Genomic DNA, 7943 nt, shown 5'->3' on the forward strand with positions numbered 1-7943 from the left:
TTTTTATAGTATTATATTTAAGCACGACTGCACTAGATATGCGATGAAGCGGGAGGTTGCTGCTCACAGAAGCAGGGAATTTCCGCCGAGTATGTCCGATTTAAAACCGGGCGACAAAAAATACTGAAACCGCGAAAAATCCTGGGAAGATTGCGTCTTTCCGCGATTTTTGGCGCTCTCGTAAGGCTGCAACATGCCTGATGTCCCGGCTAGACGTGTGGTTTCCCCACAGTTTAACCGGTTTTTTAAATGGTCGAGCACGGAACACACGGCTCGGTGTTCAGTTTTTTGATCGTTGCCCCGCACAAGCGAAATTATGAGGAGGCGATGGTAGTGGCAGTCAAAGAAAACATCAGAATCAGACTGAAGAGTTATGACCCCAAGCTGATCGACGCAGCGGCTGAAAAGATCGTTGCAATCGCGAAGAGAGAGAACGACAAGATTTCTGGTCCGATCCCCCTTCCCACCGAGAAAGAGGTCATCACCATCCTGCGCGCTGTCCACAAGTACAAAGACAGCCGCGAGCAGTTTGAGATGAGAACCCACAAAAGACTCATCGACATAATTAAGCCGTCCAAAAAGACTGTTGAGGCTTTGTTAGGTCTTGAGCTTCCTGCCGGCGTGGATATCGAAGTCAAGCTTTAATCCCACCCGGTCAGGTCAAGTTGGCCCCCATCGGGAGTCAACCAATAACCATAGGAGGTAAGTAGAGTATGCAAAAATGCATCGTAGGCAAAAAGATTGGCATGACCCAGCTTTTTGACGAAAAGGGAAAAGTCATCCCGGTCACCGTTGTGGAAGCGGGCCCCTGCGTTGTTGTCCAGAAGAAAACTGTGGACAATGACGGTTACCAAGCTGTACAGATCGGCTTTGGGGATATCCGTTCCAAAAACGTGAACAAGCCCATCGCCGGCCACTTCGCAAAGGCCGACGCTCCGGTGAAGAGAACCCTCAAAGAGTTCCGCCTGGACAACTGTGACGAGCTGAACGTAGGCGACATCATCAAAGCCGACAAATTCGAGCTGGGTGATAAGGTCGACGTTTGCGGCACCAGCAAAGGTAAAGGCTATGCCGGTACCATCAAGCGCTGGAACAACGCCAGACTGAAAGAGACCCACGGTTCCGGACCTGTGCACCGTCACGCTGGTTCCATGGGCGCGTGCAGCGACCCGTCCAGGGTTTTCAAAGGCAAGAAGCTGCCGGGCCATTTGGGTACTGAGACCGTTACTGTCCAGAACCTGGAGGTAGTAAAGGTAGATGCAGAAAACAACCTGATCGCGCTGAAAGGTGCAATCCCGGGCCCCAAGAACGGGATCGTCTTTATCACTGACAGCGTGAAGAAGGCTTAAGGGAAGGAGGAAGCACGATGCCAAAAGTTACCGTATTTGACATGGCTGGAAAAAATGTTGGCGAGATCGAGCTTTCCGATGCGATCTTCGGGATCACCCCCAACACATCTGTGATGCACGACGCTGTCGTAAATTACCTGGCCAACCAGCGCCAGGGTACACAGTCCACCAAGACCCGTACTGAGGTTGCAGGCGGCGGCCGCAAACCCTGGAGACAGAAAGGCACCGGCCACGCAAGACAGGGCTCCATCCGGGCTCCCCAGTGGAGACACGGCGGAATCGCTCTGGGTCCCAAACCTCGGGATTACAGCTACAGCCTGAACAAGAAGGTCAAGAGACTGGCCATGAAATCCGCATTTTCCAGCAAAGCGCAGGCTGGCGAGATCGTTGTTCTCGACGCCCTGAAGCTGGATCAGATCAAGACAAAGAGCATTGTGGAAATGCTCAAAGCTCTGGGAGCTGACCGCAAGGCACTCATCGTTATGCCGGAAGTTGACAACACAGTTGTCATGAGCGCGAGAAACATCCCCGGCGTCAAGACCGCCTTGGTTAACACCCTGAACGTATACGACATCCTCAACTACGATAAATTCATCGTTGTCAAGGACGCCGTGGCAAAGATCGAGGAGGTGTATGCATAATGAAGGCCGCTCAGGACATCATTATCCGCCCCATCATCACCGAGGCTTCCATGGAGGCCATCGGCATGAAAAAATACACGTTTAAAGTAGCTACCGACGCCAACAAAATCGAAATCGGCCAGGCCGTTGAAGAACTGTTCGGTGTGAAGGTTGCAAAAGTGAACACCATGAACGTCAGAGGCAGAAAAAAACGGATGGGCAGAAACGTCGGCTACAAGCCCAACTGGAAGAAGGCCATCGTTACTCTCAAAGAAGACTCCAAAGGCATTGAGTTCTTCGAGAGCATGGTGTAGTCCCTACGGAATAGACAGTCGATTGCTAGGGACTTGTATGGGATACTCATAAATCCCGCTAAACCAAGTTCTTGTCAGCGGAACCTTCCGCGAAACAGAATTTATGAGGAGAGTGAAACCGAATGGCGATCAAGACTTACAACCCGACCACAGCCGGTCACCGTGGCATGACCACCACCGACTTCAGCGGGCTGAGCAAGGTTGCTCCGGAGAAGAGCCTTCTGGAAACCATGAAGAGCAATTCCGGCCGCAACAATACAGGTAGAATTACCGTTCGTCACCGTGGCGGCGGCAATCGCAGAAAATACCGCATCATCGATTTCAAGAGAGACAAGGTCGGCAAGGCCAACGTTCTCACCCTGGAATACGACCCCAACCGTTCCGCCCATATTGCCCTGGTGCAGTATGAGGACGGCGAGAAACGCTACATCATCGCTCCGGTAGGCCTGAAGGTGGGCGACACCATTGCCACCGGTCCTGATGCTGATATTAAACCGGGCAATGCCCTTCCCATGACCAACATCCCCGTGGGTACCTTCATCCACAACGTGGAGATGTATCCCGGCAAAGGCGCACAGCTTGCCCGTGCCGCCGGTATTCTGGCACAGCTCATGGCAAAAGAAAACGGCTACGCGCTGATCAGACTGCCCTCCGGCGAGCTTCGCAATGTTCCTGTCACCTGCATGGCCACCATCGGCCAGGTCGGCAACGTTGACCACGAGAACGTCAACATCGGTAAAGCCGGCCGCAAACGCCACATGGGTTGGAGACCTACCGTCCGCGGTTCTGTTATGAACCCCTGCGATCACCCCCACGGTGGTGGTGAAGGTAAATCCCCCGTTGGCCGTCCGGGCCCTGTAACCCCGTGGGGCAAACCCGCACTGGGCTACAAGACAAGAGCGAAACATCACCGCTCCGACAAGTTCATTGTGAAACGTCGCAACGCTAAATAGAGCGACATGAAAGGAGGCAGATGATCAATGGGTAGAAGCGTAAAAAAAGGCCCTTTCGTACAGGAAGCACTGTATAAGAGAGTCGTCGCTATGAACGAGGCCGGTGAGAAGAAGGTCCTCAAGACCTGGAGCCGCGCATCTACAATATTCCCCGAATTCGTCGGACACACCTTTGCTGTCCACGATGGACGCAAACATGTGCCTGTGTATATTACCGAAGATATGGTCGGTCACAAACTCGGTGAGTTTGCTCCCACCAGAACCTTCAAAGGCCACGCAGGCTCCAAGAAATCGAATACCGGAAAGTAAAGAAGGCCGGAAGGAGGATTACCTATGGAAGCGAGGGCTTACCTTAGATATGCCCGTATTGCGCCCCGCAAAGTCCAGATTGTGCTTGACCTGATCCGGAACAAGCCGGTGGACGAGGCGATGGCGATACTCAAGTATACACCGAAGGCTGCATGTGAGCCTCTTCAGAAGCTCCTGAAATCGGCCGTGGCAAACGCGGAGAATAACAACAACATGGATAGAAACAACCTGTTTGTTGCCGAGTGTTTTGTTACACCGGGACCGACCCTGAAAAGGATCCGGCCGAGAGCACAGGGCCGTGCATTTAGCATCAAGAAAAGAACTTCGCACATGACCCTGGTTCTGAGAGAAAAGGAATAAGCTGAAAGAGGAGGTAAACTATGGGCCAGAAAGTTAACCCACATGGTCTCAGAGTGGGCGTAATCAAAGATTGGGATTCCCGCTGGTTTGCTAAGGACGATGCTTTCGGCGATATCCTCGTTGAGGATTATAAGCTGCGTAAGTTCCTTAAGAAGACTTTGTATGCTGCCGGCGTCCCCCGCATCGAGATCGAGCGCGATGCCAAGAGAATCAGAATCAACATCCACTGCGCCAAACCCGGTATGGTGATCGGCAGAGGCGGCACAGAGATCGAGAAGCTCCGCAAAAACTGCGAGGCACTCATTGGAAAACCTGTTTTCCTCAACATCGTTGAGGTAAAACAACCCGATAAAAACGCACAGCTGGTGGCCGAGTCCATCGCATCCCAGCTGGAGCGCAGAATCTCCTTCAGACGCGCCATGAAACAAGCCATCGGCCGCGCCATGAAGTTGGGAGCAAAAGGCATTAAGACCTGCGTGTCCGGCCGTCTGGGCGGCGCGGAGATCGCCCGTACCGAGCATTATCACGAGGGCACCATCCCGCTGCAGACCCTGCGCGCAGACATCGACTATGGATTTGCTGAGGCAAACACCACCTATGGCAAAATCGGCGTCAAGGTTTGGATCTACGCCGGAGAGGTACTGCAGGAAGTTAGAAAGCCTCAGAGGGAAGGAGGCAGAAAATAATGCTTCTACCGAAGAGAGTTAAATACCGCCGTGTCCACAGAGGACGTCTGAAGGGCAAAGCTATGCGGGGCAACACTGTTTCCAACGGTGAGTACGGCCTGCAGGCTCTGGAGCCCTCCTGGGTTACCTCCCAGCAGATTGAGGCGGCTCGTATCGCTATGACCCGTTACATCAAACGTGGCGGTCAGGTATGGATCAAAATTTTCCCCGATAAGCCCGTTACCGAGAAACCGGCTGAGACCCGAATGGGTTCCGGTAAAGGTAGCCCTGAGTACTGGGTTGCCGTTGTAAAACCCGGCCGCGTTATGTTCGAGATGGGCGGCGTCAGTGAAGACGTTGCAAGGGAAGCTATGAGACTTGCAGCTCACAAGCTCCCGCTGAAGTGCAAATTTATCACCAAGGAGAAGGAGGCGGAGAAGTAATGAAAGCGACAGAGATTCGTGATATGACCCAGTCCGAGCTGAATGCAAAGCTGGCGGACCTCAAAGCTGAGCTTTTCAACCTCCGGTTCCAGCACGCCATCAACCAGCTGGATAACCCCATGCGGATCAAAGCGGTGAAAAAAGACATCGCCCGGATTAAGACCATCATCCGCGAAAAAGAGAGCGTGCAGTAACACGGAAGGGAGGATGAAACTGTGAGCGAGAGAAACCTCAGAAAAACGAGGGTCGGCACTGTTGTCAGCAATAAGATGGACAAAACTGTTGTCGTCGCCATTAAAGACAACGTAAAACACCCCCTTTATAAAAAGATCATCAAACGCACGGTGAAGCTGAAAGCCCACGACGCAGACAATGCCTGCGGCATCGGCGACAAGGTGCAGGTGATGGAGACCCGCCCCATTTCCAAGGATAAAAGATGGAGGGTTACCACCATCATCGAGAAAGCGAAATAGTCAAACTGTCAAAGCCGAAAGGAGGAACGCTCTGTGATACAGATGCAGACCTATCTGAAGGTTGCCGACAACACCGGTGCAAAGGAACTGATGTGCATCCGTGTGCTGGGAGGCACCCGCAGAAGATACGCCAACATTGGCGATGTAGTTGTAGCTTCGGTTAAAAAAGCTGCACCCGGCGGCGTTGTCAAAAAAGGTGAAGTGGTCAAAGCGGTCATCGTTCGCTCTGCGAAGGGCCTGCGCCGCGACGACGGTTCTTACATTCGTTTCGACGAAAACGCAGCCGTTATTATAAGAGAAGACAAAAACCCGAGGGGCACACGTATTTTTGGCCCGGTGGCGAGGGAACTCCGCGATAAGGATTACCTCAAGATATTAAGCCTCGCCCCTGAGGTGCTTTAATGGAGGTGCTCTGGAATGAATAAAATTCATGTCAAAAAGGGCGATACCGTCATTGTTCTGTCCGGCAAGGACAAGGGCAAAAAAGGCAAGGTTCTGGCTGTCAGCCCCGCTGAGCAGAAGGTCATTGTCGAGGGCATCAACATGGTCACCAAACATGTGAAACCTCGCAGAATGGGCGAGCCCGGCGGCATTGTCAAGGCGGAAGGCGCCATGTATGCCAGCAAGGTACAGCTGGTTTGCCCGCGCTGCGGCAAACCCACCCGCATCGGCCACAAGATCCTGGCTGACGGGAGCAAGGTTCGTATGTGCAAAAACGAAAAATGCGGCGAGACTTTTTAAGTGAGGAGGAAACAACATGGCTAGAATGAAAGACTTCTATGTGAAAGAAGTAGCTCCGGCTTTGATGAAAAAGTTCGGCTACCAGAGCGTCATGCAGATCCCGAAGCTTGAAAAGATCGTCATCAACGTTGGCTGCGGCGAAGCCCGCGACAACCACAAGGTCATCGAGGCAATCATTTCCGACCTTTCCACGATCACCGGCCAGCGGCCCGTCGTCTGCAAGGCAAAGAAATCGGTTGCTAACTTCAAGCTCCGTGAAGGCATGGACATCGGCGCAAAGGTCACCCTGCGCTCCGACCGGATGTATGAGTTCCTGGATCGCCTCTTTAACGTTGCGCTGCCGCGCGTTAGAGACTTCAGAGGCATCAACGCCAACTCCTTCGACGGACGCGGCAACTACTCCATGGGACTTAAGGAGCAGCTTCTGTTCCCTGAAATCGAGTACGATAAAATTGATAAGGTTCGCGGCATGGACATCTGCTTTGTCACCACCGCGAAAACCGACGAGGAAGCCCGGGAGCTGCTGACTCTCATGGGCGCCCCGTTCGCGAAGTAAGGGGGAAGATTTGTGGCAAAGAAATCCATGATTGCAAAACAGCAGAGAACTCCCAAGTTCTCCACAAGAGCATACAACAGATGCAAAATCTGCGGCAGGCCACACGCCTATCTTCGCAAGTTCGGCATTTGCCGTATCTGCTTTAGGGAGCTCGCCTACAAAGGCCAGATCCCGGGCGTGAAGAAGGCCAGCTGGTAAAAAGAGCAAAGGAGGTTGACGGCATGCAGATCACCGATACAATTGCCGATTTGCTGACACGCATCAGAAACGCTAACTCAGCAAAACACGACACGGTGGATGTCCCCGCTTCCAACATGAAGAAAGCGATCACGCAGATTCTTGTGGACGAGGGATATATCAAAGGCTTCCAGGTCATCGACGATGGTAAGCAAGGGATTATCCGTATTACCTTAAAATACGGTGAGAATAAATCACAGGTCATCACTGGCCTGCGTAGGGTATCCAAACCCGGCCTGCGCATCTACACCAGCTGCGAGGATATGCCCAAGGTGATGAAGGGCCTCGGCATCGCGATTCTCTCCACATCCAAGGGCGTTATGACCGACAGACAGGCCCGCAAGGAAAATGTCGGCGGCGAAGTCCTTGCATTTATTTGGTAAGGAGGTGCACAGGGAATGTCTCGTATCGGAAGAAAACCAATTGAAATTCCCGCAGGCGTTGATGTAAAGGTCAACGGACACGAGGTTGTTGTCAAAGGCCCCAAAGGCGCTCTTGACATGACCTTCCATCCTGAAATCGGGATTGCGCTGGAAGGCAATGAGATTATCGTCTCCCGTCCTTCCGAAGATAAAATGCACAAGAGCCTGCACGGTCTGACCCGGACCCTGATCGCCAACATGGTACAGGGTGTCACTGCCGGCTTCAGCAAAGAGCTGGAGATCAACGGTGTTGGTTACCGTGCTGCAAAACAGGGTAAAAACCTGGTTTTGACACTGGGTTACTCCCATCAGGTCATCGTGCCTGAGATCGATGGCATCACCATCGAAGTACCTGCCCCCAACAAAGTCATTGTCCACGGCGCTGACAAACAGCAGGTTGGACAGTTTGCCGCAGAGATCCGCGAGAAACGTCCGCCGGAACCCTATAAGGGCAAGGGCATCAAGTACGTTGACGAAGTGATCATCCGCAAGGAAGGCAAG

The 7943-nt window shown here is 52.8% G+C and carries 17 protein-coding genes; all 17 read left to right on the forward strand.

All coding sequences use genetic code 11. The features are described from left to right. The first annotated feature begins 327 nt into the window (after nt 1–327). Nucleotides 328–645, forward strand: coding sequence for a 30S ribosomal protein S10 (gene rpsJ, locus ACZ25G_RS06100; protein WP_191481480.1), 318 nt, complete (start codon nt 328–330; stop codon nt 643–645). A 68-nt stretch (nt 646–713) separates the two neighbouring features. Beyond that, nucleotides 714–1349, forward strand: a complete 636-nt coding sequence (gene rplC, locus ACZ25G_RS06105) for a 50S ribosomal protein L3 (RefSeq protein ID WP_191481373.1) — start codon at nt 714–716, stop codon at nt 1347–1349. Between the two features lie 17 nt (nt 1350–1366). After that, the gene (gene rplD, locus ACZ25G_RS06110) at nt 1367–1990 is read left to right on the forward strand and encodes a 50S ribosomal protein L4 (RefSeq protein ID WP_191481374.1); all 624 of its coding nucleotides are present in this window, start codon (nt 1367–1369) and stop codon (nt 1988–1990) included. After that, entirely contained in the window at nt 1990–2283 is a 294-nt protein-coding gene (gene rplW / locus ACZ25G_RS06115; RefSeq protein ID WP_191481375.1) for a 50S ribosomal protein L23, read from the forward strand. Before rplD ends, rplW begins: the two co-directional genes overlap by 1 nt. A gap of 122 nt (nt 2284–2405) precedes the next feature. Continuing rightward, entirely contained in the window at nt 2406–3236 is an 831-nt protein-coding gene (rplB, locus tag ACZ25G_RS06120; RefSeq protein ID WP_191481376.1) for a 50S ribosomal protein L2, read from the forward strand. Between the two features lie 27 nt (nt 3237–3263). Beyond that, nucleotides 3264–3545 (forward strand): 30S ribosomal protein S19, encoded by a 282-nt coding sequence (rpsS, locus tag ACZ25G_RS06125; protein WP_191509319.1) that lies wholly within the window; start codon nt 3264–3266, stop codon nt 3543–3545. Nucleotides 3546–3569: 24 nt separating this feature from the next. Beyond that, nucleotides 3570–3905 (forward strand): 50S ribosomal protein L22, encoded by a 336-nt coding sequence (gene rplV / locus ACZ25G_RS06130; RefSeq protein WP_191481378.1) that lies wholly within the window; start codon nt 3570–3572, stop codon nt 3903–3905. Between the two features lie 20 nt (nt 3906–3925). After that, a complete protein-coding gene (gene rpsC / locus ACZ25G_RS06135; RefSeq protein ID WP_191481379.1) occupies nt 3926–4591 on the forward strand; it encodes a 30S ribosomal protein S3 in 666 nt (221 codons plus the stop codon). Then, entirely contained in the window at nt 4591–5013 is a 423-nt protein-coding gene (rplP, locus tag ACZ25G_RS06140) for a 50S ribosomal protein L16 (RefSeq protein WP_191481380.1), read from the forward strand. Before rpsC ends, rplP begins: the two co-directional genes overlap by 1 nt. Continuing rightward, nucleotides 5013–5207, forward strand: a complete 195-nt coding sequence (gene rpmC / locus ACZ25G_RS06145) for a 50S ribosomal protein L29 (protein WP_191481381.1) — start codon at nt 5013–5015, stop codon at nt 5205–5207. The genes rplP and rpmC overlap by 1 nt, the downstream gene beginning before the upstream one ends. Before the next feature lie 21 nt (nt 5208–5228). Next, nucleotides 5229–5486 carry a 30S ribosomal protein S17 gene (rpsQ, locus tag ACZ25G_RS06150; protein WP_191481382.1) on the forward strand — a complete coding sequence of 86 codons (258 nt, stop codon included), beginning with the start codon at nt 5229–5231 and terminating at the stop codon, nt 5484–5486. Nucleotides 5487–5519: 33 nt separating this feature from the next. Further along, nucleotides 5520–5888 carry a 50S ribosomal protein L14 gene (rplN, locus tag ACZ25G_RS06155; protein WP_191481383.1) on the forward strand — a complete coding sequence of 123 codons (369 nt, stop codon included), beginning with the start codon at nt 5520–5522 and terminating at the stop codon, nt 5886–5888. Nucleotides 5889–5903: 15 nt separating this feature from the next. Continuing rightward, a complete protein-coding gene (gene rplX / locus ACZ25G_RS06160; RefSeq protein ID WP_224771523.1) occupies nt 5904–6227 on the forward strand; it encodes a 50S ribosomal protein L24 in 324 nt (107 codons plus the stop codon). Between the two features lie 16 nt (nt 6228–6243). After that, a complete protein-coding gene (gene rplE, locus ACZ25G_RS06165; RefSeq protein WP_191481384.1) occupies nt 6244–6783 on the forward strand; it encodes a 50S ribosomal protein L5 in 540 nt (179 codons plus the stop codon). 12 nt (nt 6784–6795) lie between these two features. Beyond that, on the forward strand, nt 6796–6981 hold the full coding sequence (locus tag ACZ25G_RS06170) for a type Z 30S ribosomal protein S14 (protein ID WP_191481385.1): 186 nt from the start codon (nt 6796–6798) through the stop codon (nt 6979–6981). A gap of 23 nt (nt 6982–7004) precedes the next feature. Beyond that, entirely contained in the window at nt 7005–7403 is a 399-nt protein-coding gene (rpsH, locus tag ACZ25G_RS06175; protein WP_191481386.1) for a 30S ribosomal protein S8, read from the forward strand. Between the two features lie 15 nt (nt 7404–7418). Further along, the coding region (gene rplF / locus ACZ25G_RS06180; RefSeq protein WP_463681867.1) for a 50S ribosomal protein L6 at nt 7419–7943 on the forward strand (525 nt) is incomplete at its 3' end.

The organism is Zongyangia sp. (assembly GCF_965361945.1).